The organism is Candidatus Tisiphia endosymbiont of Parasteatoda lunata (assembly GCF_964030955.1).
In the GTDB taxonomy this organism is placed as follows: domain Bacteria; phylum Pseudomonadota; class Alphaproteobacteria; order Rickettsiales; family Rickettsiaceae; genus Tisiphia.
The window spans coordinates 1,677,663-1,703,097 of sequence record NZ_OZ035003.1 but is presented as its reverse complement, the minus strand read 5'-3'; the positions used below and the strand labels follow the sequence as shown (position 1 = coordinate 1,703,097).

Here is a 25,435-nt window from a genome sequence, read left to right as displayed (position 1 = left end):
TGTAAAATGGGAAACAAAATTAGTGAAAAATTTGTCTTGAAAAATCAGTCCAGTTTCCTTATTGCTTGCAGTGATAATTTAACCGGTATGTCTGAGGCAATAGAAGCAGTTTTTCCGAAAACCGAACATCAATTATGTATTGTACATCAGATTAGAAATAGTTTAAAATATGTATCATATAAAGACCGAAAAGAATTAGCGGCTGATTTAAAGCCTATATATACTGCTAGCACAGAGGAAGAAGCACATCTTGCTTTAGAATCTTTTGAAGCTAAATGGAGTAAACAGTATCCACAAATTGCTAAATCTTGGTATGTTCATTGGGAAAATTTAATGGTTTTTCTAGGATACCCTGAGGCGATAAGGAAAGTAATATACACAACTAATAGTGTAGAATCTGTCAATAGCCAATTACGTAAGGTTACTAAGAATAAACGGGTTTTTCCAAATGATAATGCCGTTTTTAAGACCTTGTATTTGGCAATTGATTATATGACCAAGAAATGGGTTATGCCGATTCCAAACTGGAACGCAGCTATGGCTCACTTTTTGATAAAATTTGAAGGTAGAATTTAAGCCCTATGAAAAATTTACACACTTAATTAGAAAGGCTCAAAAACTCACTCAATCCCTTGCTAATCAAGGTTTAGAACTAATAACAAAAATTAAAAGTAATATGAAAGAAAGAATAATAGATCCTATTAAAAAGCAGTTTTTAAATAAAAGGCACATTATTGAAACCATTAATGATCAATTGAAAAACCTTTTTCATATAGACCATACAAGGCATAGATCTGTTATGAATTTTCAAACTAATGTATTAGCTGGGCTACTTGCCTATGTTTTCAAACCTAATAAAATTTCTGTAGCTTTTGGAAAATTAAACAATCTCAACCTTCATCTTGCATCAAACTGAGGTTATATTTACAGCAAGTGCTAAATATACTGCTTTATTTATTACTATGTGATTGTCTCTAGATTTTACATAGATACAGTCCAAGTATAATATTGGATACACCCTATCTAAACAACGATTTTGCCACCTAGTTACTTCTTCTATCACCCCATCTGTTATGGTGGATATCAAGTCACCAGATACATCAGTTTGATATATTTCTTCTAAATGCCCTCGGATCTCGCTGACTGTCATACCGCGACCATAAAGGGATATCACTTTCTCATCAAATCCATTAAATCTCCTCAGCCCTTTTGGTATTAATTGAGGATTATACTCTCCTTCCCGATCTCTTGGTACTTCTACTGTCAGCTTACGACCATCCCCATCAATTACTGTCTTCTCATAGCTACCATTACGACGATTATTATCTACTTTTGGCATCTTGCTATGTTTTGAATATCCTAATTCATGATCCAACTCACTTGCTAATATTTTCTCAACTATTTGCTTCTTTAGCTGTTGAAATAAACCATCTCGACCAAATAACTCCGATGGATCTGCTTTTGATAATAATTCTTCTACTAGCTGATTACTGATGTCTAATGTATCTTTATCTGTATCTAATTTTTTAGCCATAATTCCTCCTTGCTTGCTTAAGTTACTTTTTTTACAGTAATCTCTTACTGCTTTCTTTGCAACTTACACAAACTATAGGACAGACTCGAATCTTTTGAAGCTAAATGGAGTAAACAGTATCCACAAATTGCTAAATCTTGGTATGTTCATTGGGAAAATTTAATGGTTTTTCTAGGATACCCTGAGGCGATAAGGAAAGTAATATACACAACTAATAGTGTAGAATCTGTCAATAGCCAATTACGTAAGGTTACTAAGAATAAACGGGTTTTTCCAAATGATAATGCTGTTTTTAAGACCTTATATTTGGCAATTGATTATATGACCAAGAAATGGGTTATGCCGATTCCAAACTGGAACGCAGCTATGGCTCACTTTTTGATAAAATTTGAAGGTAGAATTTAAGCCCTATGAAAAATTTACACACTTAATTAGAAAGACTCTATCATTAGCTCCAATTATTTGTCTTTTTTGCATCATACGAATATTTTCTATACCGGTAATAGTCATTTCTGCAGAATGAAAACTCTTAAAACCAAGCATTGGCTTTGTACGTTTTTTGATAAACCTATGATCTTGTTCTACAAGATTATTCAGGTATTTGGTCTGAATAACCTTAATTTTATAATCTTTAGGAACTTCTATATTCAAATCATTAAGAGCAGCCGTATTACTACCGCTTTTATAGTCACCTTTTTGGTTAAAACCCCCAGCTTCAGCTGGGAAAGACTTCAGTCCTTGTTCTAATATTTCAATTCACTATAACTTGAATATATGATATTTTAATATACATGAAGAGCTTGCTCTTATGTATATTAAAATATCATATATGACAGATTATAACAAGACTAGCCACACTGTATTTTACCATCGCTTTCATGTTGTTTGGATCACTAAATATCGCTACAAAGTATTGCAGGGTAACTTATAAGAATTAGGATCAGAGAGATAGCACAGGCATTAGTAATATCTCTTTAGAGTAATAGCGACTTCCAGTCTAGATATCAACCCACCAGCTTCAGCTGGTTGTTATTGAGCAATTACTACTTTCTCAGGAAAATTATTCTCTCTAAAGGCTTTACGAAAAAATGCAAGTGCTGCAGGCTTGTCTCTATGCTTACGTAGCAGAAAGTCTACAGTATTACCAAGACTATCTAGTGCTCTATATAAATAAACCCATTTACCGTTTAATTTAATATAAGTCTCATCCATTCTCCAACTACTACCAACTGGCTTCTTTCTTTTTCTAACCACCTGATCTATCAATGGTACAAATTTTATAACCCATCTTTGTAATGTAGAGTGATCAATTTTTGCTTCCCTTATACTCATCATTTCTTCCAAATCTCGATAACTTAAAGAAAATCGGGATTTCATATAGACAAATAACATTATTATTTCTGGTGAAGAACAAAATCCTTTGAAATATGATAATAATCTTGCAGTAATACGAAACATCTTAACATCTTTTTTAGATCATTATATCAATCTTTTTTCTATTGTCCAACATATGCGACAGAACCTGTTGAGATGCTGGAATGGCTAGGATTTTTGACGATAATGTACTTCTAGCTTTTGAAGGTGGCAAAGTAATAAAAGTTTGGGGCTGTTTTTCCATTGGAGTTAACTTTTTAGCCATTTCCTCTGGAGTAACATCGTATACCTTATGAAATACTTCCTCCCAAAATTGTGCCGCATCTTCGTTACATCTATTGTTCTCAGCTAACTCTTTATTAAGACAAATATTGTAAGCCTGTTGTTTTATTCCTTGCTTGTATGCTTTGTACTGATCTATTTTCTTATTAACTAAATTACAGTAATCTTCATGATGTTTTTTCTGATTAGCCAACAAGATTCTTTCCAGGTGATTCTCTGATAAATGCTTAACTTGTTCCTCATATTCCTCAATTTTCTTTATTTCATTAGAGTGATGTTCTCGTTCTATTTTAGCTAGCTTTTTAGTTAGCCGCATGTGTTTACTACGAGCGTTTTCTTCTTTTATTTGTTCAGGTGTTTTACTAAATTTCTGCTTTTCTTCCTCAGTAAGTTTCCGACCTGCTTTTGTAGCTTCAAAGATTTCGTGTAAACTTTCATTATCTTTCCTTTGTCTATTAAGAGAATCATCATAAAAAGAATCAAAAGCTTTATAAATGCCTTGAACTTTATGCTCTCTATCAATTTTTTCTTGTTCTTTTGCTAATCTTATGCCCTCATTGAAATCCACAACTTGGATTTGCTCAGTTGTTTCATAACCAAGAGTTTTACTTACTGCAGTTGCTATTAATTCCAGTATTCCAATATCTATCCCTAGCTGACTAGCCATTAAAGCTAAACTACCAGCATCAGCTATAATCAAAGCTAATTGTGTCCTTGAAGTAGCATTACGTACCCTTCCCTCAAATTTCTCATACTCTTTTTTAATAAAATTCCTCTTAGAAGCATCATTATCTAAATCATTGGTCATTTTATATTTCACTTATATTTCACCATATTAGGGTTTGGTTAACTATTTTATTATTAAAACTAATACTAAATTATTAGTCAAGCATTCTTAAATTGTAACTATTATTCTAATATTTTTTATCTATAAAAACAATATCCAATAATTCACTAGCATGGTATATGTGAATGATGGTCAATAACTCTCTGATCTCAGTTGATATTTTAGCAACATCTTCATTAGACTTGCTGCATAAGTCAATCTAGTTGGTGATTTTGTCGTCGAAACTCGCCTCCGCTCCTCACGTACGTCTGTGTACGCGAAGGTAGCCGGCTTCGTTTCTCCTAAAAATCCCTCAACTATCTTTGATTTATGCAGCAAGTCTATTATTTATAAGCACTATGAATAGCAGCAACACCTAAAGTAAGATTCTTATAACTAACATCAGTAAAGCCGACATCCTTTAGCATAATTGCAAAACTCTCCTGAGCTGGGAATACATTAATACTTTCCACCAAATATTGATAAGCTGATTCGTTGTTTGCTATAATTTTACCAATCTTAGGAATAATATTAAACGAATAAAACTGGTATAATTGCTTCAAACAATCGTATTCCACTTTAGAAAATTCTAAACATAAAAATTTACCCCCAGGTTTTAGTACTCGATATGCTTCTTTTAGGGCATTGTCAATTTTTGCCACATTCCTAATACCAAATGCTATAGTATAATAATCGAAACTATTATCAGCAAAAGGTAAGCTTTCTGCATCAGCGACGACATACTCTAATCCCTGTAATATATTAGTATCAACAGCTTTGTGACGTGCTACCTCCAGCATATCATGATTTATATCACACATTGTCAACTGCACTAATATATTTTTTGTCGATGCTCGCTTTATTATTCTAAAAGCTATGTCACCTGTGCCACTTGCCACATCCAATATATTTGATTTTAAATTGGGGATATGTCTAACAAATTCATCTTTCCACAAACGATGTACTCCCAAACTCATTAAGTCATTCATTACATCATATTTATTAGCAACACTAGAAAAGATATCTTTAACTAAATCTCTTTTCTGATCAAAGCTCACTTTTGAGAAGCCAAAATTTACTTGCTCAGATTGGTTATCATTATTTTTCATATTACTATACTGCTCGTAAATGAAGAGTTGGTAGACGAAGGTCAACTTCAAGAAGAGCTAGGAGTGTCAAAGTCGGGGAGCGGAGCGTACATTAGTACGTGAGCAGCTTCGATCTTTAGACACGACAACGCCAATTCTTGAAGTTCACCGAGTATATGTTATATTATGATATATAATGAATAATTAATAGTGTTAAAATGTAAAAATGCCAGAACTTCCTGAGGTTGAAACATTAAAACGTTGTCTAGAACAGCGAATAGTAGGGGCTACCATCAATAAACTCGATAAGAAACGAGATGATATACGCTATAAACTAAGCGATCAGTTAGAGTCAAATGTAGAGTTAGCAAGAATTGTAGCTTTAAGACGTAGGGCAAAATATTTGCTAATAGATTTGGATAATTATTATTCCATTATTGTACATCTTGGCATGACTGGTAGGCTGACCCTACAACCTAGTGATTATAGGCTACAAACGCATGATCACGTAGTTATATCTTTGACAACTTGTGAGAAATTAGTTTTTAATGATCCACGACGTTTCGGGATGATTTATAGTATGCTAACAAACCTTGCCCAAGAAAAGTTTTTACTAAATTTAGGTGTAGAACCTTTGTCAAATGATATGTCTGATGAGTATCTAAAAACAAAATTATTAAATCGCTCTGTTCCGATAAAAAATTTATTAATGGATAATCGGATTATTGTCGGTGTTGGTAATATATATGCTTCTGAAAGCCTTTTTATTGCTAAAATACACCCAAGCAGACTGGGTAGTAGTTTGTCAAACAAGGAAATAAGTAATTTGGTATTAGCCATTAAAAATGTTTTAACAAAGGCAATATCAGCAGGAGGTACTACTCTCAAAGATTTTGTTAGCGGTGATAGTAAACCTGGTTACTTCCAACAAGAATTACAGGTCTATGCACGAGAAAATCAAAAATGTCTAAACTGCGAGGGAATAATAAGGAAAATAAAACAATCCGGCAGAACTAGTTTCTATTGTTCTATTTGCCAAAAATAAGAGATATAATCAATTCAGGAGAATTGGATAGCAGGAACGATGGAACGAAGCCTCTAGATAATAGGGAAGCGATCGAAGACGACGTTACCAAACTCTTATCAATTGACTATAATCTAAAAAATCCTGTTTTATTGTCCCACTTTGGGAGAAAAACCCCGCACTTGCAGTGCGTCGTTTCAACATAAATTTTAAATATCTTATCAAGAAAAGATAAGATATTTTTTTAACAAAATCTTACACTTCACAGATATATTCTTTTTGTGTTGTGACACTTTTTAAATGAACCATACACAAATAGTTTCTAACTTTTAAGTTAGTACATACATGAGGCATTCATGCCGTAATATTAAGCTCTGCACTTGCAGTGCAGAGTGGTTAACTTGCCCGTGAAATTATATAGAATAAACAATAAACTATGGTGTTTATTACCGTAATTATTGGGGTAATTGGTATGTCAAGATATAATGACACTACTAAGCCAAGGAAGTCTACAATTAAAGCTACGATAACTGAATTGATAATCATTTGTACTGGATTACTAGAAATCATCCTAGCAGTCATGGCTGGAATCAGCAAAATACTAGTAACGAGTAATGCCCCAACAATCTTAATAGTCAAGAATACTGATAAAGATAACAGTAACAAAAATGCCAATTCAATCGTTCTTACTTTCACCCCCTTAATTTGTGCAATATCTCTATTAATGACAATTAGAATAATTTGGCTATAGAAATACCAAACGAAAGAAATAACGAATATAAGTATAATTGATAAGGTTAATATATCATTTAAAGAGGCAGATAAAATATCGCCAAATAATAGGTTAGTGATCTTAATCTGTAGTGGGTACATATAACCTACTACTAAGGCTAAAGATAACATAAAACTTGATATTAACATTACCACGCTACTACCACCTGACCTATGTTTTAACGTAAACACCAAGATAGCAAATATAACGGCAACAACTAGTCCTGAATAAACAACAGGCAAATGGACAAGGATACTAATACTTCCAGCCAGTAAACTCGCGTGCGAAAGACCATCACCAAAATAAATATATTTTTTCCATAAGCTTATACAACCAAGAGGAGCAAAAATTAGACTGATTAGAATTATAGTTAATATTATTATAGTCATTTTATACGATTTTTGCTAAATAATTTGAGAATAGCACTTAGTGCTTCATGATTTCTATGGTATATTAGGAATGGATTCTATAACCAGTAAAGAAATATGTCTACAAAATCTTCTATTAATCAAATAGAACTAGAAAAGTTTAGTAAAATTTCTAGCGGGTGGTGGCAGGAAGATGGAGAGTTTAAAATTCTTCATCAAATAAATCCTATTCGTCTTGGTTACATAATAGATAAGATAAAAGATCATTTTAATATAGATGATGATGTAGTACTACCTTCAAAATTAGATATTTTAGACGTAGGATGTGGCGGGGGATTAATTACCTCTGCTCTCTGTAAACTAAATGGCACAATTACTGGCATAGATGCACTACAAAGTAATATAGATATTGCGATGAAGCATGCTGAAGAAGAAAATTTGAATATACAATATCTTAAATCTACTGCTGAGGAATTAGTATACTCAAATAGCAAACAGTATGATGTGGTACTATGTTTAGAAGTTATGGAACATATAGACAATCCTAGTGATTTTGTAAAAAACCTTGCCAATCTAGTAAAACCAAATGGCATGATTATAATTTCAACAATTAACCGTACTGTAAAAGCTTATATGTTAGCTATTTTGATGGCAGAATACCTGCTTAATTGGATACCAAAAAAAACCCATGACCATAGTAAATTTCTTAAACCATCTGAAATTTATTCTATGTTTAGTAAAAATAACATAGAGCTTAAAGAGCTTAAGGGCTTAACTTATAATATTGTCAATAGAAGTTGGCAGTTGAGTGATGATATAGAGGTAAATTATTTTGCTTATTTAACTAGACCTCTTGCAGAACTCCCTCTAGATTAACTTTCAAGGAAATATTATGACTATAATTACTAGATTCGCCCCCTCCCCTAGTGGCTTCTTGCATATTGGCGGGGCAAGGACAGCATTGTTTAATTATTTATTTGCCAAACACCATAATGGCAAATTTTTACTTCGAATTGAGGATACTGATAAAACAAGATCAACCGAAGATGCAGTAAATGCTATATTTTCTGGTTTGAAATGGCTTGGTTTAGACTGGGACGGTGAAGTGGTTTTTCAGTCTAAAAGAAATGATTTATACAAAAAAGCAGCTCTGAAATTACTAGATGAAGGAAAAGCTTATTATTGTTTTACACCTCAAGAAGAAATAGATCGGCAGCGAGATAATGCTATAGCTAATAAACAACATTTTTTATTTCAAAGTCCTTGGCGAGATGCTGACCCTTGTAACTTTCCGAAAGGTTACCGATCCACAAAAGCAGTGATTAGGCTGAAAGCTCCAAGAACTGGCTATACAACTATCCATGATGCTTTACAAGGGGATGTTACCATTGAAAACTCCCACCTAGATGATATGGTGCTGTTACGTAGCGATGGAAGTAGCACCTATATGTTGGCAGTAGTAGTGGACGACCACGATATGCAGATTACCCATATTATCAGGGGGGATGACCATTTAACTAATGCTGCTCGTCAAACCCTACTTTATCAAGCCTTTGGTTGGGATGTACCACATATGATACATATACCATTAATACACGGTGATGATGGAACAAAATTATCTAAAAGACATGGTGCTCTTGGAATAAAAGCATACCAAGATATGGGATATTTACCCGAGAGCTTGTGTAATTATTTACTAAGGTTAGGATGGAGTCACAAAGATAATGAGATTATTTCAAGACAACAAGCTATAGAATGGTTTAACCTTGAAGGGCTTGGTAAATCACCTTCCCGTCTTGATTTTGCCAAAATGGATAATTTAAATGCTCATTATCTACGTCAGCTTGATGCTAAGCTATTAACAAAAATGATTTGTGAGAATTTGCAAAAAACTTATAAAATTACCACGGAAGAAACGGAATATATTAAGCAAGCAATGCCAAACTTGAAGATAAGAAGCACAAATTTAGTCGAATTAGCTGAACTAGCCAAGATTTACTTGATTAACGTTCCTATTATCTACTCTGAGGAAGCCAAAGAGATAATCAAGAATTGTGATAAAAATTTGCTAGAGCAAGTTATTGAGGAATTAAAAAATTTACAAAATTCTGATAAAGACTCAATTCAAATAAAATTTAAAGAAATAGCCAAGAATAATAATATTAAACTTGCAAATCTCATGCAATCCATTAGATCTCTAATAACAGGCATGACTGCTTCTCCAAGTATTTTTGAAATTATCGCCATAATTGGTAAAGAAAATGCTATTGCTAGGTTGAAATGTACTCAAATGATTTAATAGATTTAAATGATCCTATGAATGGGGACAATAAACAAGGGATGAGCGGACTAGCTATACATGAAGTACGTCAGTACGTGAATTCCCAGCAAGTATTTGCGAGAACTAATTTAGAGAATCACTTAAATATATTTCACAACCTAGTTGGAACATATGCTATTACGAGAATTTTAGGCAATTATGGTACAGCTAAAGGAATCGCTTACTTTATAGAAGATAAAGGACATAGCTCACCTCATTCACGTATATTATACAGAGAGGAGCTTGATGTTGAATATTATGCTAATACCAATAGGGTAAAAGCTTTTAAGGAGTATCTATACTCTCTAGAGCAAAACAAAATTGTTAAATATTTTGTTAATGAAAATAACAATGGTTTATAGTCACCTTTTTGGTTAAAACCCCCAGCTTCAGCTGGGAAAGACTTCAGTCCTTGTTCTAATATTTCAATTCACTATAACTTGAATATATGATATTTTAATATACATAAGAGCAAGCTCTTCATGTATATTAAAATATCATATATGACAGATTATAACAAGACTAGCCACACTGTATTTTACCATCGCTTTCATGTTGTTTGGATCACTAAATATCGCTACAAAAGTATTGCAGGGTAACTTATAAGAATTAGGATCAGAGAGATAGCACAGGCATTAGTAATATCTCTTTAGAGTAATAGCGACTTCCAGTCTAGATATCAACCCACCAGCTTCAGCTGGTTGTTATTGAGTTTACCAATTACATTTTATCTCTAATACTCCTTTTCAGGCTAAAGGTACACATCAATGTAACTTGGATATTTATCAAGCTAATTACACATTTTTAAATAAGAATTCTTTTGAACTGAGTTATAAAGTTTTAGGCCCTAACAAAAATTATACGATAAAAACTAGTTTTACTAGAATATCCTGAACTCAATATAATCTAACATTACCGTACCTTCAATGTCACCCTAGGGTAGTTTAAAGGTCTCAACTAATGACAGAAAATACTAAATTAGACCTCTTTCGAAACTCTACTTCTAGTTGGTGATTTGGACAATGATGCGGCACTCGAATCCGTAACGGAATTAGAGTACGCTGTGGTTCGAGGTGAAGCGTCTCCTTCACACCCTTGCACATAAGCGAGTTTCGAAAGAGGTCTATTATAGAAACAAATAATTGTCATCGTGAACCACAAAGTGGCGTGGCAATCCAAATAAACAGCTTGCTGTTTTATTTTTTGCCACTGCAATTTTTGGATTGCCACGTCGCCGCTTACAGCGACTCCTCGCAATGACGGTTTAACAACAGCACCTCGTGCCTAATAGACGGTTTTTTATAACTCACAACTGTTGTGCCTTCACGGGAATGGTAGTTCGTAACTACAACTGTAATACTAGTTTCTTCTATTACCAAAGAATCTTAGAAGATGTAAGAACAAATTAATAAAGTCTAAATACAAATTAAAAGCGGCCATTATGGACATTTTTTGTCCTAACTCTCCACCTCCAGACATAAAATACATAGACTTAATTTTTTGAGTATCCCATGCAATAATACCCATAAATATACCAACCCCAATGAGAGACGTTGCAAAATATATAGCTGAGCTTTGTAAAAATATGTTGACTAGTGACACAATGATAAGACCAAATAACCCCATGATAAGAAATGACCCCATTGATGTCAAATCCCTATTGGTACTATACCCATAAAGGCTCATTGCACCAAAAACAGATGCACAAATAAAGAAAGTTCGAGCAATTGACTCTCCTGTATAGATAAGCCCGAGGGATGCTAAAGACATACCAGTTAAAGCAGCATAAACCCAAAACAATACTTTAGTAGTATCTAGACTCATCCTGCCAAATCCCATAAAAAAGTACAAAGCAATTCCCACAGGAGAAATCATTACCAATGTTCCTAAACCGGTATAGCCCATGAACTGTCCATTTGCTTCAACTTGAAATAAAAGCCTAGTTAATGGCTCAAATGATATAGTAGCAAAAGCCATTACTCCAGTTAGCACAAGAGCTAACGCCATATAATTATAGACCTTAAGCATATATTCTCTCAGTCCGACATCATATGTTTTCTGAGTAGCAGTAAAAGTCTTTGTGTAATCAATCATAAGAAACCCCATGAATCATGTTATTATTTATACTATAATAGTATAAGCTTCATACCTTTTCTTTTCAAGAAGAAAATAGTGAAATATTTATTTAAATTATCATGAAACGTTTATAAAAGCAAAGAAAAGATTAGAGAGGAAATTTTATAATTTAGTTTCCTAGATTAATATTTAACCCCAGTTGCCAATTAATTTGGTATATCAAAAAGTTCTATAGGCAGCAAAGTTTTGATAGAAGGTTTGTTTTCTAGCAACTGATAATTGATTAGGCAGGATAGCATATGACTAAATGCATTTGTAACTGATCTATGTCTAGAATGCTCCAATTTATCAAGAAATTTAAGTTTGCCTATTACGGTTTCTATCAGAGTTCTTTTGAGCAACATAACCTTATCTGTAATAGGGAGTAATATATTTTTCATATTCTTTTTAACCCGAGTAATAAGTTGGATGCCTTTGTCATGCAAATCATCAAATAATTCTTTAGATATATAACCGCGATCGCCAAAAACTTTGCCATATATACCAGATATCATTCCTTTAAGCCCTTTCCTATCATCCTTATTACCACTGCTGAAAGATACCTTTATCAGATTACCTTCGGTATCTATGATTAAATGTAACTTTAGTCCATAAAACCACCCCTTAGTGGTTTTTCCTCTTGCCGCTATTCCTTTAAAAACCTTATGTGAACTTATACGATAATTCTTACATACGGCTATACCTGTAGCATCTACAAAAGACAGACCTGTGCATTCAGCAAGCAAATGATTCAGTAATATTGCTAAATAAGGCATACTTCTACCTATCAATTTAGTAAAATGTTCATAGCTAACAAGTTTAAAATCTTCTGTATAATTATGTAAGATTACTTGTTTGTAATAATGCTTAAAACAATCACAATATGAATCATAGTAACCAATTAATATGGTTACTACTTCGCTTATTGATAAATAATTACTTACACCAGGTTTAAATTTACTACTATTAATTGTAGGCAAATTATTTTCCAAATTCTTTATAAAATCGTCGACAAAACAGTAAATTGCGGTAAAATCTTTTTTCATAGGTTATTTTGTTATTGGTTGAAAAAGATAAAATAACCTATGTCCCTTTTAAAATCTACCTTTCATCTCTCCTATTTAATTGGCAACTGGGGTTATTTATTATTCACTAACACTATCAGAATTATCATCATTACCAGCAAGTTTCAGCTCATGTATCTTGCCATCCGCCGCATTCATTTCGTCCCAAATAGAAATATTATAAATTTTAGTACTTCTATTTTTAGGTAATTTATCTTCATTATCTTCTAAGTCAGCTAGATAGCCCTTGTCTATATCATCTTTTATGTTTTTAGTTTTTTTGGGCATACAATATTTATGTCAAATGTAAGATTTATAAAATTAAAAGTAGATATCGATCCTATGAGTTTTTATTGTCCCACTTTGGGAGAAAAACCCCGCACTTGCAGTGCGTCGTTTCAACATAAATTTTAAATATCTTATCAAGAAAAGATAAGAATGAATCATACAGATATTTTTTAACAAAATCTTACACTTCACAGATATATTCTTTTTGTGTTGTGACACTTTCTAAATGAGCCATACACAAATAGTTTCTAACTTTTAAGTTAGTACATAAATTAGGCATTCATGCCGTAATATTAAGCTCTGCACTTGCAGTGCAGAGTGGTTAACTAAGTTATCTTGTAAAACCACTAGATTGCTCATGTTTTTTGCCTGTATTGGGTGTAGCATTACTTTGAGATGTGGAAGCCATATATGAAGACATAGTTTTTCCCAGCTTTTCTACCGCTACTTGCATTTTTGGGTTATATTCTGGTGTAGCTTTTTTAGGAGCAACGGACGATAATCTATCTGTTGTTGATACATCTTGACCATGAACAATTGTCCTAGTTAGTAGGTCAAGATGTGAGTATAATGGACTGAAAAAATTAGACAAAGAAGCAGGTATTTTTGTTTCTCAATAAGTATAGAATAATAAATAAAATTAAAGAGAAACAAATGGGTAAAAAACAAATTAAAAATTTTAGTGCAGAAGCAAAAACTAAAATAGTATTAGAGATGTTAAAAGAAGAATCAACAATAGGTCAGTTATCGGTCAAATATGAAGTAACGGCTAAAACTATGCAAAACTGGAAACGACAATTTTTAGATAATGCGTCATTGGCATTTGAGCCAGCAAAAGCTGTTAGTGAGTACAAAGGGCAGATTAGTGAACTTAAGAATCAAAACGATGAACTTGCAAAAGCATTAGGTAAGGCTACAGTCGAGAGGGACTGGGCGGTGGGAAAGCTAAACAGCTTGGACTTATCAAATAAGAAAAGTCTTGTCGACCCCAAGCTGAGTACGTTAGCAAAGACAAGGCAATGTGAACTATTAAAGATAAGCAGATCTGGAGTATATTATAAAGCTAAAGTAATGAGCTTATATAATCTTGATATTTTAAATAGAATAGATGAAATATATACGGATAACCCTGAGTATGGTTATCGTTATATATACAAACAATTATTGGAAGACGGCTTTAATGTGGGCAGAGATAGGGTGCTTAAATATATGGGAATAATGGGTATAGAAGCTATTCATCCTCATAAAAAGCAATCTACTTCTGTGAAGGATGGTCAACATAAAATTTATAGCTATTTGCTTGAGCCGTACTGGCACAAATCAGGAACGAATAGAACTATTCATGTACCTTATGTTAATCAAGTGTGGAGTGGTGACATTACTTATATTAGAACTAACGGAGGATTTATGTATCTTGTGGCGATTATAGATTGGCATAGTAAGGCAATACTAAGTTATAAAGTATCTAATTCTATGGATGCATCACTTGTAACCGATGTATTAAAAGATGCACTGAATAAATACCCTGCACCACAAATATTCAATAGTGATCAGGGTAGTCAATATACTGGACATGAGCATACGGGAATTCTAAAAGAGAATAATATACAAATCTCAATGAACGGTAAGGGTAGAAGCATTGATAATATTGTGATTGAAAGATTTTTTAGAACTTTAAAATATAATTGTATATTTATAAATGATTTTAAAAATATCGCAGAACTTAAAGATGGTATTGATAAATACATGGATAAATATAACAATCAAAGATTCCATTCAAGTATTGGTTATAAAAAACCGATGAACGTGTATCTTGATTACTTACAAAATGCAGCTTAAAAATTATGTAAAATGGGAAACAAAATTAGTGAAAAATTTGTCTTGAAAAATCAGTCCAGTTTCCCCTGCAATACTTTGTAGCGATATTTAGTGATCCAAACAACATGAAAGCGATGGTAAAATACAGTGTGGCTAGTCTTGTTATAATCTGTCATATATGATATTTTAATATACATGAAGAGCTTGCTCTTATGTATATTAAAATATCATATATTCAAGTTATAGTGAATTGAAATATTAGAACAAGGACTGAAGTCTTTCCCAGCTGAAGCTGGGGGTTTTAACCAAAAAGGTGACTATAAAAAGTTATCATATATAACTTCTTTGGCTTGACGGTCAAAGGAGAAAATATATGACAACATACGAAAGTTTAAATCATTCTAAATGGGATTGCAAATATCATATTGTGTTTATTGTCCCACTTTGGGAGAAAAACCCCGCACTTGCAGTGCGTCGTTTCAACATAAATTTTAAATATCTTATCAAGAAAAGATAGGATATTTTTTAACAAAATCTTACACTTCACAGATATATTTTTTTGTGTTGTGACACTTTCTAAATGAGCCATACACAAATAGTTTCTAACTTTTAAGTTAGTACATACATGAGGCATTCATGCCGTAATATTAAGCTCTGCACTTGCAGTGCAGAGTGGTTAACTCCAAAGTGTCGTAAAAAAGAATTGTACGGGAAGGTTAGAAAATATCTTGGGAACGTATTCCATGAGTTAGCTTTTCAACGTGGGAGCAAGATCATAGAGGGGCATATGGTACAAGATCATGTGCATATGCTCATCAAGATTCCTCCTAAATATTCTGTAGCTGAAGTAATAGGCTATATCAAGGGGAAAAGTGCTATAGCCGTTGCTAGGCAGTTTGGTGGACGAAAACGTAATTTTAATGGAGAAAAGTTGTGGGCTAGAGGTTATGCGGTCTCAACTGTAGGATTTGAAGAGAATCAGATCAAACACTACATTAAGAATCAAGAGCAACTTGATAGTTTAGGCTCTGACGAATCAGGAGAATTTTAATTAACAATGGCAGCCCTTTGGGCTGCTCATAACCGTCAAGCCCCTCGCTTTGCGAGGGCGTTCTGACTTGGGATAACATTCGCTTTCCGTCTGCATCAAGAGTATTCGGGTCAAATAAGTAAGGTTCCTTAGAGTTTGTTACTAAGTCCTTAAAAAGATCTTTCCACTTGGGACGTGGGACAATACATTCCCAAACTAGGTTATTAAATTCTTTCTGACTTTCTTTATCAAGACCATTGGAATCTCTAATTTTAATTATAGTATCAACTAATTTTTGAGCATACACTTCTATATTACCATTTTGCTCTTTATCCACGAAGTTAATTGAGTGTACGTTTCCGTTCTGTTGTAACACTTTTGCAAAACGTGCAACAGCTTGTTCTGGAATATCAGCAGCAGCTAAAGAAATATTAGTAGTGTTTCGATTAAGAAGAGAGAATGGTAAATGTATCAGACCGTTTGTTCCAATTTCGTTATGATCTAAATTTATATCAGTAATAGTAGAATTATTAGTAAGAAGTGTTGCAACTTCTTTAGCTCCTTCATCTCCTAGATAATTATTCGATAGATCAAGATCAGTAACAGTTTTATTATGATCAAAAGCGGATGACAAAGCTCCCATGCCCTCACCTCCAATTTGGTTGTTACTTAACTTTAGAATCTTAAGCTTAGTATTATTCTGAATAATGCCTGCAACTGCCTTAGCTCCGGTATCTCCCAAATTGTTACCAGATAAATCAAACTCGGAAATTGGATTTCCTATAATAGCCTCTAATATCTCTTTGTCCAATTGAACCTTACTATTAGATAAATCAAGAGCATCGACATTCTTTTTTCTTAGCTGTGTTATTAATTTTGCTTTTTCTTTAGAATTTGTAAGGTCTATGTTCTAGTAACTAACAGAAACTGGTTTTGGGTTGGATATATTTTTCATAAGGAATCTTAATTAATTAAAACTAACTATAATTAACTATACTTTTTATCACTTTGTCAAGATAAGATAATAAATACGACAAGGATAATTTAGGTTGTGGGGACATTTCTATCTAATGGTCTTATAGATTGTTATTTCCGTTCTCGAATTTGTAACGGAATTTAGTCCAAGGCAATAGACTTACTGCATAAGCCAATCTAGTTGGTGATTTTGTCGTCGAAACTCGCCTCCGCTCCTCACGTACGTCTGTGTACGCTGCGGCACTCGGCTTCGTTTCTCCTAAAAATCCCGAAAGCTTCTTTGATTTATGCAGCAAGTCTAATTTAGTTATTTACATGATACAAAGATATTGCTATTTTGTCTACAAAAGTTAAAAAATATGAACTAATTTTTAGGGATTTAATGCCTCTGTGGTGGAATGGTAGACACGGTAGACTCAAAATCTACAGCTCAAAAGGCCTGCTGGTTCAAGTCCGGTCAGAGGTACCATCGTATAACTTCAAGAAGAGCTAGCTGTGCGTATACTCAGGTAGAACTTCAAGAATTGGCGTTGTCGTGTCTAAAGATCGAAGCTGCTCCGTTACTCATGTACGCTACGCTGCTCGACTTTGCTACTGCCTAGCTCTTCTTGAAGTTATACTATCGTCTAGCAGCTCTTCATTTACGAGCAGTATACATGAGTAACAGAACAACTTTGATCTTTTTAGGGTACGATAACCTTAATTCTTGAAGGTCTAGCTGAGTATATATACAGAAACAATATTTAAGCAATGAAGGTTAGTTACATCAAATGAGTACACATAACAATATTAATGACGTTGTAGAAATTACAGCACAAAGTGGTTCATCAATTTTCTCTATGATATCATCCACTGATATTATAGGAAAATCTGTTATGATAATTTTGGTAATTGCTTCAATTTGGGCATGGACAATAATTATAGATAAAATAGTTCATTTAGTTCAAATAAGAAAGAAAATTACAATTTTTGAAGCTACTTTTTGGTCTGGAGCAGTTTTAGATCAGTTATATGAAACTATTAAAAGAACAATGAATAATCCTCTTGCCGCAGTTTTTGTAGCAGCTATGAACGAATGTAAACGCCAAAATCCTAACAACCTCACTGATGCACTTAAAATTAGCCATAAAGAGCGAATAATACAATCTATGTACTTGATAAGGAATCGTGAACTTGAAAGATTAGAGCAAAATTTAGGTTTTTTGGCAACTGTTGCTTCTAGTACACCATTTATAGGGTTATTTGGTACTATTTGGGGGATTATGCATAGTTTTCAATCTATTGCAGCATCAAAAAATACCTCACTTGCTATCGTAGCTCCTGGCATTGCAGAAGCTCTACTTGCAACAGCAATAGGTCTATTTGCAGCAATTCCGGCAGTGATTTTTTACAACTACCTTTCTTCACAAATAATTAAGATTAATAACAAAATTGATGATTTCATTAATGAGCTTAGTTCTATACTATCAAGAGCCATAGATGAAGGGAAAATGTAATGGCTATACAATTACCAAATGCAAACAATCAAAGATCTAGACGTAATTTAGTCAGTGAGATCAACGTTATACCACTCGTTGACGTCATGTTAGTGCTATTGATCATCTTTATGATAACCTCTCCAATGCTAGTATCCGGTATTAATGTTGATTTACCAGAAACAACTTCTACCCCCCTGTCAGGGCAAGATGAACCGTTAGTGATTAGTATTAACAACAAAGGAGAATTATATTTATTGGAATCTAAAATAGAGAGACAAAATTTAGCTACTAAGCTAACTAATATTACAAAAGAAAAAAAAGATATTAGAATTTTTGTAAGAGGCGACAAAAATGTGCCATATGGCGAGGTAGTTAGCGTTGTATCTGAAATCCATGCAGCAGGCTTTTCTAAGGTAGCACTAGTTTCAAATATTAAATATAATGAAAAATAATAATATTTTTTCTATTTCTTTTATTTGCTCCGTAGTACTTCATTTACTAATAATATATTTTTTCTTATTTGGTCTTCCATCATTGTTTAAAAAATCTCCTGAAGAACAAGTAATAGTTTTTGAAATGTTACCAATTAATACTAAATCTAATATACCCAATAAAACCAAACAACCTGAAAAAGCTATAGAAAATCAAGATGCAAAAAAAGTAGAACAAAGCAAACCTGATGATACAGAAGAGAAGAGACCCTTAGAGAAGCCTCTAGAGAAACTTCTAGAAGAAAAGAAACCTGTAGATACAAAGCCTATAGAAGAAAAGAAACCTATTGAAGACAAGCTTCCTATCGAGGAAAAGAAGATTATAGATAAAAAACTTATAGAAGAGAAGAAGCCTGCAGAAGAAAAAAAACCTGTAGAAACAAAGAAGCCACTCGAGAAAAAAAAGAAAATTCCTAATAAAAGTGACTTAGATTCTTTGCTTAAAAATTTAGAACAATCATCTGAAGGGTCGAGTGCAAAATCAAATAAACAAGCTAGGTCCAAAGAAAATAAAGAAACCCAAGAATCAAAAGGTCCTTACGATGACACATTGCCTCTTTCCATCAGTGAAATATCTCTAATTAAACAACAAATAGAGAGAGTATGGAGTAAACCTATTGGGATACAAAACCTTGAGCAGCTACGGGTAACTTTGTATATAGCTTTAAATCAAGATGGCAGTGTCAAAGAAGTAAAAGTCAAAGAAACAATATGCCCAAATATAACAAAAATAGCTTGTGACGCTCTATCTGACAGTGCAATGAGAGCAGTATGGCAAGCAAGTCCTATTAATAATCTAGACCCTCAGCGTTACAATAGCTGGAAAGAATTTAATTTTCTTTTTGATCCAAGTATGTAAAATATTTGCATAATTATTATATTTTTCAAGATTTATACTTAGTGCTAGTCAAATTTCCTCTATATTAGTATTAATTTTTAGATTTGGGATTAGGATAAAACCAAATAAAGAGTACGGCAAATAATAAAGATAGGTTTAGTAGTAAATTCCATTCTGTCATAGATATATCAAATAATTTAACTGCCGGTTTTGTGCAAGTCGCAATAGGTTGGCTATAAAATATTTCTTTAATATCTTGAATGGATAAGTGCTTTGGAATATGGATTAAAGTTGAACAAAGACTACTTGGTTCAAATATCCCTCTTTCCACTCCACTATGATAGCCTGCTAATATGCAAGCACCTAATAAGTTTAGAACGATAAAAAATAAAGTATATTTGCTGATTTTCTTGATAAGAATCGCTACAACTGAAATCTTGATTATAAATAAATATGGGAATCTTTGATAAATACACAAAGGGCAAGGTGAAAAATGTAATATATATTCGACAAAATAAGCCAAAGATAAGGCAAAGATGCATGTGCAAATTAGGGCTATATGTAAAACTCTAAAGCTATCTTTGCGAATAAAATGGACAATAGAAAGAATAGTCATAAGTAAATACTAATTTTTAATCCGCTATTGTCTAAGAATATTAGAAAAAACTCAAGAGATAAATTTATAAATTTATAGAAACCACGTATATTATATTCAATATGCGAAATCAAACTATATGGAAATGGATATATAGATGTCAGAATTAGAAATTTTAGAAGATGCTGTTAAGTCAAATGCTTGGCCTTTTTTAGAAGCAAAAAAAATATTAGATCAACTGGGTAGCAAAATTCCAGCTAAAGGTTATGTATTATTTGAAACTGGTTATGGACCGTCAGGGATACCACATATAGGTACATTTGCAGAAGTTGCTAGATCTATAATGGTGCAAGAAGCATTTAAACAACTATCCAATATCCCAACTAAGATTATCTGTTTTTCTGATGATATGGATGGTTTGCGTAAAGTCCCAAATAATATCCCAAACCTTGATATGGTGGCATCACATATTGGCAAGCCTTTAACATCTATTCCTGACCCTTTTGGCGAATGTGAAAGTTATGGACATTATATGAACGCTAAGCTTCGCTCATTTTTAGATAGATTTGGCTTCAAATATGAATTTTTTAGTAGTACAGAATGTTATAAATCCGGTTTATTTGATCAGATGATGCTTAAAGTTATAGACAAATATGATGAAATAATGGCTCTAATGTTACCAACTTTTCGAGAAGAACGACAGGCAACTTATTCACCTTTTATGCCAATTTGTCCAAAAACCGGTATTGTATTACAAGTACCTATTGCAAAGATCGATCGCTTAGCCGCTACTATTACCTATAAAGACAATGAAGGGAAGTTTGTGGAAGTTCCTGTGACAAAGGGACATTGTAAGCTGCAATGGAAAGCTGATTTGGGTATGCGGTGGGCTGCCCTGCAAGTGGATTATGAAATGTATGGTAAGGAGCATATGCCTAATGCTAGGTTATATTCTGAGATTTGTCGAATTTTAGAGGGGATTCCACCAGTACAATTTTTTTATGAATTATTTCTTAATGAAAGCGGAGAGAAAATCTCTAAATCTACAGGCAATGGCATTACTGTTGAACAATGGCTGCAATATGCACCGATGGAAAGTATGTCGTTATTTATGTACCAAAATCCAACAAGAGCCAAACGTTTACATTTTGATGTGATACCTAAAAATGTTGATGAATATATTACCTTCAATAAAAAATATCATTTAGAACTAGATCAAGTAAAGCGTTTTGCCAATCCAGTACATCATATTCATCACGGGAATGTGCCTAATATCGAAACTTTTGGCATTAGTTTTAGCTTATTGCTAAACCTTGCATCGGTTTGCAATCCTGAAGATAAATCGGTACTTTGGGGATTTATCAGTAAGTACGCCCCGAATGCAACGAAACAAAATGCCCCGTACCTTGATCATTTGACAGATTTTGCCACTCGTTATTATAATGACTTTATTAAAACTAATAAGTGCTATTTAGTTCCTAATGATCAGCAAAAAATTATCTTACAAGAAATTATCGCTATGTTAAATGTTTTGCCGGGAGATATTACTTCCGAGCAAATCCAAGAAAAAATTTATGATATTGGTAATAAGCATGGTTATAATAATTTAAGAGATTATTTTAAAGAATTATATCAAATATTACTTGGGCAAACTGAAGGACCAAGGCTTGGGTCTTTTATTAAGCTTTTTGGTATTAACGACTCTATAAATTTAATTCAACAGAAACTAGTTTAATCTTAAGTGTCGATGTAAGACTCGATAATCAAGTTTTTTAGAATTATTAAAAAATACGTCTATTAGCGGGGAGTTGCGGAAAGCGTCGTCGTAGCAATCTTTTGAAGTAATACTTGTCCCTACTTCACAACAAAATTGCCGCGTTGGCGATTCCATCGCCTCTCCTCGCTAATAGACGTATAAAGAAGCTGTATTTACTAACTTTCAACAGTTGTGGGATGATATTGTTTTGACGCTAGTACTACAACTATAGTAGTATAATTTTATAAATTGATATCAATTTGCAACTTAATTTTGTTTTTATAATCTTTCTCAAAACATTTTGCCATAAAATATGCTAATATTGCAAAGAACATAAGATATATGATTGGCAATAATTGAAAATTTAGGTATCTCATTAATATTAAACAAACAGAATTAGCGCTGCCAGACATCAACATTGACCCAATATTATGACCAAGACTTACTGCACGATAACGATCATTGACAGCAAAAGCTTTTGTCATTATACCATGCGAAAGAGCATTGAAAGGAGCAACAAAACATGCTAGCATTAAACAAGAACCCAAAGTTAAATTAACCATCTGATAGTTAACGGATATAATAAATAATAGACTAGATACAATAGTACCAAATAAGCTAAACTTAAATACTAACATTTGACTAAGCCGATCTGCTAACAAGCCAGCAATAGGCATAGGAATGGCAAAACATATGGTTATTAAAACTGAAAATGTACTAATAATGAAACTAGTTTGCGGTAGGATCATAGGCAAATATTGTTTCATAAACATAACGGATATTTGATAAGTCGCACCAAATCCACCAGCAAGAAACACTGCCATCAAAATAACTCGCCACTGCTTCTTAATTAAAATAGCTAAGCTTTGCGTCTTCGTTTTACTGTCTTGATTCTTTTTAAATTCCGGTGTTTCATCAAATGTTCGGCGAAAATATAAAACGATTAAAGCTAAAGGTAAACTAAAGAAAAAAGGAATACGCCAACTCCAATCTGGAAAAATATGGGCATTAAAAAAATTGGTTGCCCCATTCCCTAGTAATAAACCTACAACCCCAGTACAACGAGTTATTGCTGAAGCTGTATATCGGTATTTCTCCCCTAAATGTTCGATAACATAAATAGCCGCTCCATCATATTCTCCACCTATAAAAAAACCTTGCATAAAGCGACACAAAGCCAAAATTATTGCACCCCACACACCAATAGATGAGTATTCTGGCAGGAAGCCTATAACCATCGTAGGTATTCCAATACCTACGATGGTTATACTTAATGCAGTTTTACGCCCATACAAGTCTCCGATACGGCCAAAAATCAGTGATCCCATAGGTTTTGATAAATATGCTATCGCATAAATAGCAAAAACATTTATTAGATTAGTTAGATAATCAGTATTTGGAAAGAATTTTGCTGCCATAATACCAGCAGAGAAACCATACAAACCATAATCATAATATTCAACTATTGTACCTAGAAATGCTCCGATAATTTTATTTCTTGTTTTTTTTTTCACTATATACTGCTCTTTAGTACTCTGTTTAAGAGCCTTCAGTTAACAATTTATTTCTAACTAAAGGTGCTAAGTTAATATTAAGCTCTTTTAAAGCTTTTTCATCAATATAATCAGGAGCATTCATCAATAAATCTTCTGCCTGTTGATTTAATGGGAAAGCTATTACCTCTCTAATATTAGTTGAATCAGTTAATAACATAACAATCCTATCTATGCCGGGGGCTATCCCTCCATGTGGCGGAGCACCAAATTTAAATGCTATGATCATTCCACCAAATCTTTTATCAACAATTTCCGGGGGGTATCCAGCAATCTCAAAAGCTTTATACATTATTTCCGGTTTATGATTTCTAATTGCTCCACTAGATAACTCAATACCATTACAAACAATATCATATTGATATGCTTTGATGGCTAGTAAATCATCTACTGTTTTGGCTGATTCTAGCACTTCCATGCCACCTTGAGGCATAGAAAATGGGTTATGGCTAAAATCTATTTTCTTGGTTTGCTCATTTAATTCATAAAATGGGAAATCTGTTATCCAACAAAACTCAAAACAATCTTTTTTAAGTAGGTCTAATTCTTCCCCTAATTTAGTTCGTAGCTTGCCAGCAAGTTTAGATGCTTTATCAGCTTTATCACTAGAGAAGAAGACAGCATCACCATTTTGTAGATTCGCTAAAGACTTTAAATTCAATAATTGCTCATCTGTTAGAAATTTAACAATAGGTCCTTTAGCTTGTCCATTTTCTAGAAACTGGATATAACCAAGCCCGCTTGCTCCCTCGGAAGTTGCAAATTCTGCCATTTTGTCAAAGAAGCTTCTAGGTAAAGCAGAAGCTTTAGGAGCTGGCACAGCTCTAACAACAGAGCCATTTTTTATATTTTCTTTAAAAATAGCAAAGTTAGAATTTCTAAATAATTCTGTAACATCTGCAATGATCAGTGGGTTTCTAAGATCTGGCTTATCAGAACCATATTTTAACATTGCTTGTTCATATGGAATTTGTACAAAAGGTGTATTTGATACTTCTTTATCAGAAAATTTGCTGAATATCTCATACATTACCGGCTCAATGGTATTAAATACCTCTTCCTGCGTAACAAAAGACATCTCTACATCCAATTGGTAGAATTCGCCTGGTGACCTATCAGCCCTAGCATCTTCATCTCTAAAACAAGGAGCTATCTGAAAATAGCGATCAAATCCTGATACCATCAGTAATTGTTTAAATTGCTGAGGAGCTTGCGGTAATGCATAAAATTTACCAGGATGCAATCTGCTTGGAACCAAGAAGTCCCTAGCTCCTTCTGGTGAACTAGCTGTTAGAATCGGTGTTTGAAACTCCGTAAACCCTTTTTGCGTCATCAGATGCCGCACGTGAGCAATAACTTGCGATCTTAACATAATGTTATTATGTAATTTCTCGCGTCTAAGATCTAAGAAGCGATATTTTAGTCTAGTGTCTTCAGGGGCAGGTTGATCAGAATTGACTAACAATGGTAAATTTTCAGCATTAGACTCAACTATAAACTCACTTGCCAATATTTCAATTTTACCAGTCATTAACGAGTCGTTTATTGTTTCATCACTCCTTGCTATCACTTTACCTACAACAGTTATAACTGATTCATACCTTAACCGACTAGCATCATCCATTAAACTTGGATTTTGATCAGTAAATACCAACTGGCTTATACCAAAATGATCCCTAAGATCAATAAAGACTAAATTACCGTGATCCCTTCTTCTATGTACCCAGCCGGATAATTTTACCCTTTGCCCAGCATCCTTTAATCGCAATTCATTACAATTATGCGTCCTGTATTTATGCATTCTATATCTCTTAAAATGAAAGGATTATATAAAAATATCTCCATT

At 33.3% G+C, this 25,435-nt stretch carries 27 protein-coding genes, 1 tRNA gene and 3 pseudogenes; 15 read left to right on the top strand and 16 right to left on the bottom strand.

The window, feature by feature from the left end:
* The first annotated feature begins 6 nt into the window (after positions 1-6).
* Positions 7-576: a transposase gene (locus tag AAHN00_RS10590; protein WP_342271244.1), complete on the top strand. Its 570-nt coding sequence runs from the start codon at positions 7-9 to the stop codon at positions 574-576.
* A complete protein-coding gene (locus AAHN00_RS10585) occupies positions 560-916 on the top strand; it encodes a transposase (protein WP_342271243.1) in 357 nt (118 codons plus the stop codon). Before AAHN00_RS10590 ends, AAHN00_RS10585 begins: the two co-directional genes overlap by 17 nt.
* Here AAHN00_RS10585 and AAHN00_RS10580 read toward each other — a convergent pair.
* Entirely contained in the window at positions 908-1,534 is a 627-nt protein-coding gene (locus tag AAHN00_RS10580; RefSeq protein ID WP_342271242.1) for a transposase, read from the bottom strand. The genes AAHN00_RS10585 and AAHN00_RS10580 overlap by 9 nt on opposite strands.
* A 93-nt stretch (positions 1,535-1,627) precedes the next feature.
* Here AAHN00_RS10580 and AAHN00_RS10575 point away from each other — a divergent pair.
* Positions 1,628-1,939 (top strand): annotated as a pseudogene (locus AAHN00_RS10575) (transposase); the annotation flags it as partial.
* A 3-nt stretch (positions 1,940-1,942) separates the two neighbouring features.
* Here AAHN00_RS10575 and AAHN00_RS10570 read toward each other — a convergent pair.
* The 4 genes and pseudogenes from AAHN00_RS10570 to ubiE form a co-directional block, all read right to left on the bottom strand.
* Positions 1,943-2,218: pseudogene (locus tag AAHN00_RS10570) on the bottom strand (DDE-type integrase/transposase/recombinase); the annotation flags it as partial.
* A gap of 354 nt (positions 2,219-2,572) precedes the next feature.
* Positions 2,573-2,992: pseudogene (locus tag AAHN00_RS10565) on the bottom strand (IS6 family transposase); the annotation flags it as partial.
* Between the two features lie 13 nt (positions 2,993-3,005).
* The gene (locus AAHN00_RS10560; RefSeq protein WP_342271241.1) at positions 3,006-3,998 is read right to left on the bottom strand and encodes a hypothetical protein; all 993 of its coding nucleotides are present in this window, start codon (positions 3,996-3,998) and stop codon (positions 3,006-3,008) included.
* A 362-nt stretch (positions 3,999-4,360) separates the two neighbouring features.
* Positions 4,361-5,125: a bifunctional demethylmenaquinone methyltransferase/2-methoxy-6-polyprenyl-1,4-benzoquinol methylase UbiE gene (gene ubiE / locus AAHN00_RS10555; protein WP_342271240.1), complete on the bottom strand. Its 765-nt coding sequence runs from the start codon at positions 5,123-5,125 to the stop codon at positions 4,361-4,363.
* A gap of 205 nt (positions 5,126-5,330) precedes the next feature.
* Here ubiE and mutM point away from each other — a divergent pair, with 205 nt between their 5' ends.
* Positions 5,331-6,149 (top strand): bifunctional DNA-formamidopyrimidine glycosylase/DNA-(apurinic or apyrimidinic site) lyase, encoded by an 819-nt coding sequence (gene mutM, locus AAHN00_RS10550; RefSeq protein WP_342271239.1) that lies wholly within the window; start codon positions 5,331-5,333, stop codon positions 6,147-6,149.
* Between the two features lie 375 nt (positions 6,150-6,524).
* On the opposite strand, the gene AAHN00_RS10545 is transcribed toward mutM, so the two are convergent.
* Positions 6,525-7,289: a metal ABC transporter permease gene (locus AAHN00_RS10545; RefSeq protein ID WP_342271238.1), complete on the bottom strand. Its 765-nt coding sequence runs from the start codon at positions 7,287-7,289 to the stop codon at positions 6,525-6,527.
* A 96-nt stretch (positions 7,290-7,385) separates the two neighbouring features.
* Here AAHN00_RS10545 and ubiG point away from each other — a divergent pair, with 96 nt between their 5' ends.
* The 4 genes from ubiG (at position 7,386) to AAHN00_RS10525 (ending at position 10,482) form a co-directional block, all read left to right on the top strand.
* Positions 7,386-8,144: a bifunctional 2-polyprenyl-6-hydroxyphenol methylase/3-demethylubiquinol 3-O-methyltransferase UbiG gene (gene ubiG / locus AAHN00_RS10540; protein WP_341747496.1), complete on the top strand. Its 759-nt coding sequence runs from the start codon at positions 7,386-7,388 to the stop codon at positions 8,142-8,144.
* A gap of 13 nt (positions 8,145-8,157) precedes the next feature.
* Positions 8,158-9,567 (top strand): glutamate--tRNA ligase, encoded by a 1,410-nt coding sequence (gltX, locus tag AAHN00_RS10535; protein WP_342272652.1) that lies wholly within the window; start codon positions 8,158-8,160, stop codon positions 9,565-9,567.
* Between the two features lie 17 nt (positions 9,568-9,584).
* Positions 9,585-9,950, top strand: coding sequence for a DUF6314 family protein (locus AAHN00_RS10530; RefSeq protein WP_342271237.1), 366 nt, complete (start codon positions 9,585-9,587; stop codon positions 9,948-9,950).
* A gap of 367 nt (positions 9,951-10,317) precedes the next feature.
* Positions 10,318-10,482 (top strand): DUF6314 family protein, encoded by a 165-nt coding sequence (locus tag AAHN00_RS10525; protein WP_342272651.1) that lies wholly within the window; start codon positions 10,318-10,320, stop codon positions 10,480-10,482.
* Positions 10,483-10,947: 465 nt separating this feature from the next.
* Here AAHN00_RS10525 and AAHN00_RS10520 read toward each other — a convergent pair whose 3' ends face one another.
* From AAHN00_RS10520 to AAHN00_RS10500, 5 genes are all read right to left on the bottom strand, one after another.
* Entirely contained in the window at positions 10,948-11,682 is a 735-nt protein-coding gene (locus tag AAHN00_RS10520; RefSeq protein WP_341751895.1) for a Bax inhibitor-1/YccA family protein, read from the bottom strand.
* Positions 11,683-11,870: 188 nt separating this feature from the next.
* On the bottom strand, positions 11,871-12,749 hold the full coding sequence (locus tag AAHN00_RS10515; RefSeq protein ID WP_342271236.1) for an IS982 family transposase: 879 nt from the start codon (positions 12,747-12,749) through the stop codon (positions 11,871-11,873).
* Between the two features lie 99 nt (positions 12,750-12,848).
* Positions 12,849-13,055, bottom strand: a complete 207-nt coding sequence (locus AAHN00_RS10510; RefSeq protein ID WP_342271235.1) for a hypothetical protein — start codon at positions 13,053-13,055, stop codon at positions 12,849-12,851.
* A gap of 33 nt (positions 13,056-13,088) precedes the next feature.
* Positions 13,089-13,274 (bottom strand): hypothetical protein, encoded by a 186-nt coding sequence (locus AAHN00_RS10505; protein WP_342271234.1) that lies wholly within the window; start codon positions 13,272-13,274, stop codon positions 13,089-13,091.
* 112 nt (positions 13,275-13,386) lie between these two features.
* On the bottom strand, positions 13,387-13,647 hold the full coding sequence (locus AAHN00_RS10500; RefSeq protein ID WP_342271233.1) for a hypothetical protein: 261 nt from the start codon (positions 13,645-13,647) through the stop codon (positions 13,387-13,389).
* Between the two features lie 62 nt (positions 13,648-13,709).
* On the opposite strand from AAHN00_RS10500, the gene AAHN00_RS10495 reads away from it, so the two are divergent.
* Positions 13,710-14,894: an IS3 family transposase gene (locus AAHN00_RS10495; protein WP_342270912.1), complete on the top strand. Its 1,185-nt coding sequence runs from the start codon at positions 13,710-13,712 to the stop codon at positions 14,892-14,894.
* Between the two features lie 370 nt (positions 14,895-15,264).
* Here the strand turns inward: AAHN00_RS10495 and AAHN00_RS10490 are convergent, their stop codons facing one another.
* Positions 15,265-15,462, bottom strand: a complete 198-nt coding sequence (locus AAHN00_RS10490) for a hypothetical protein (protein ID WP_342271232.1) — start codon at positions 15,460-15,462, stop codon at positions 15,265-15,267.
* Between the two features lie 36 nt (positions 15,463-15,498).
* Here AAHN00_RS10490 and tnpA point away from each other — a divergent pair, with 36 nt between their 5' ends.
* On the top strand, positions 15,499-15,924 hold the full coding sequence (gene tnpA / locus AAHN00_RS10485; protein ID WP_342271231.1) for an IS200/IS605 family transposase: 426 nt from the start codon (positions 15,499-15,501) through the stop codon (positions 15,922-15,924).
* Here the strand turns inward: tnpA and AAHN00_RS10480 are convergent.
* Positions 15,869-16,714: a hypothetical protein gene (locus AAHN00_RS10480; RefSeq protein ID WP_342271230.1), complete on the bottom strand. Its 846-nt coding sequence runs from the start codon at positions 16,712-16,714 to the stop codon at positions 15,869-15,871. The two genes, tnpA and AAHN00_RS10480, sit on opposite strands and share 56 nt — an antisense overlap.
* 548 nt (positions 16,715-17,262) lie before the next feature.
* Between AAHN00_RS10480 and AAHN00_RS10475 the strand changes: the two genes are divergently transcribed.
* From AAHN00_RS10475 to AAHN00_RS10460, 4 genes are all read left to right on the top strand, one after another.
* Positions 17,263-17,347, top strand: a tRNA-Leu gene (locus tag AAHN00_RS10475).
* A 301-nt stretch (positions 17,348-17,648) separates the two neighbouring features.
* Positions 17,649-18,374, top strand: a complete 726-nt coding sequence (gene tolQ, locus AAHN00_RS10470) for a protein TolQ (protein WP_342271229.1) — start codon at positions 17,649-17,651, stop codon at positions 18,372-18,374.
* Entirely contained in the window at positions 18,374-18,808 is a 435-nt protein-coding gene (tolR, locus tag AAHN00_RS10465; RefSeq protein ID WP_342271228.1) for a protein TolR, read from the top strand. The genes tolQ and tolR overlap by 1 nt, the downstream gene beginning before the upstream one ends.
* Complete coding sequence (locus AAHN00_RS10460) at positions 18,798-19,706, top strand: cell envelope integrity protein TolA (RefSeq protein ID WP_342271227.1); 909 nt, start codon at positions 18,798-18,800, stop codon at positions 19,704-19,706. Before tolR ends, AAHN00_RS10460 begins: the two co-directional genes overlap by 11 nt.
* A gap of 70 nt (positions 19,707-19,776) precedes the next feature.
* Here AAHN00_RS10460 and AAHN00_RS10455 read toward each other — a convergent pair whose 3' ends face one another.
* Positions 19,777-20,301: a disulfide bond formation protein B gene (locus AAHN00_RS10455; RefSeq protein ID WP_341751902.1), complete on the bottom strand. Its 525-nt coding sequence runs from the start codon at positions 20,299-20,301 to the stop codon at positions 19,777-19,779.
* Positions 20,302-20,437: 136 nt separating this feature from the next.
* On the opposite strand from AAHN00_RS10455, the gene AAHN00_RS10450 reads away from it, so the two are divergent.
* A complete protein-coding gene (locus tag AAHN00_RS10450) occupies positions 20,438-22,015 on the top strand; it encodes a lysine--tRNA ligase (RefSeq protein ID WP_342271226.1) in 1,578 nt (525 codons plus the stop codon).
* Positions 22,016-22,278: 263 nt separating this feature from the next.
* Here the strand turns inward: AAHN00_RS10450 and AAHN00_RS10445 are convergent, their stop codons facing one another.
* Together AAHN00_RS10445 and aspS are read right to left on the bottom strand one after the other, a co-directional pair.
* Positions 22,279-23,553, bottom strand: coding sequence for an MFS transporter (locus AAHN00_RS10445; protein ID WP_342272650.1), 1,275 nt, complete (start codon positions 23,551-23,553; stop codon positions 22,279-22,281).
* A 22-nt stretch (positions 23,554-23,575) separates the two neighbouring features.
* Complete coding sequence (gene aspS, locus AAHN00_RS10440; RefSeq protein ID WP_342271225.1) at positions 23,576-25,390, bottom strand: aspartate--tRNA ligase; 1,815 nt, start codon at positions 25,388-25,390, stop codon at positions 23,576-23,578.
* Positions 25,391-25,435 lie beyond the last annotated feature (45 nt).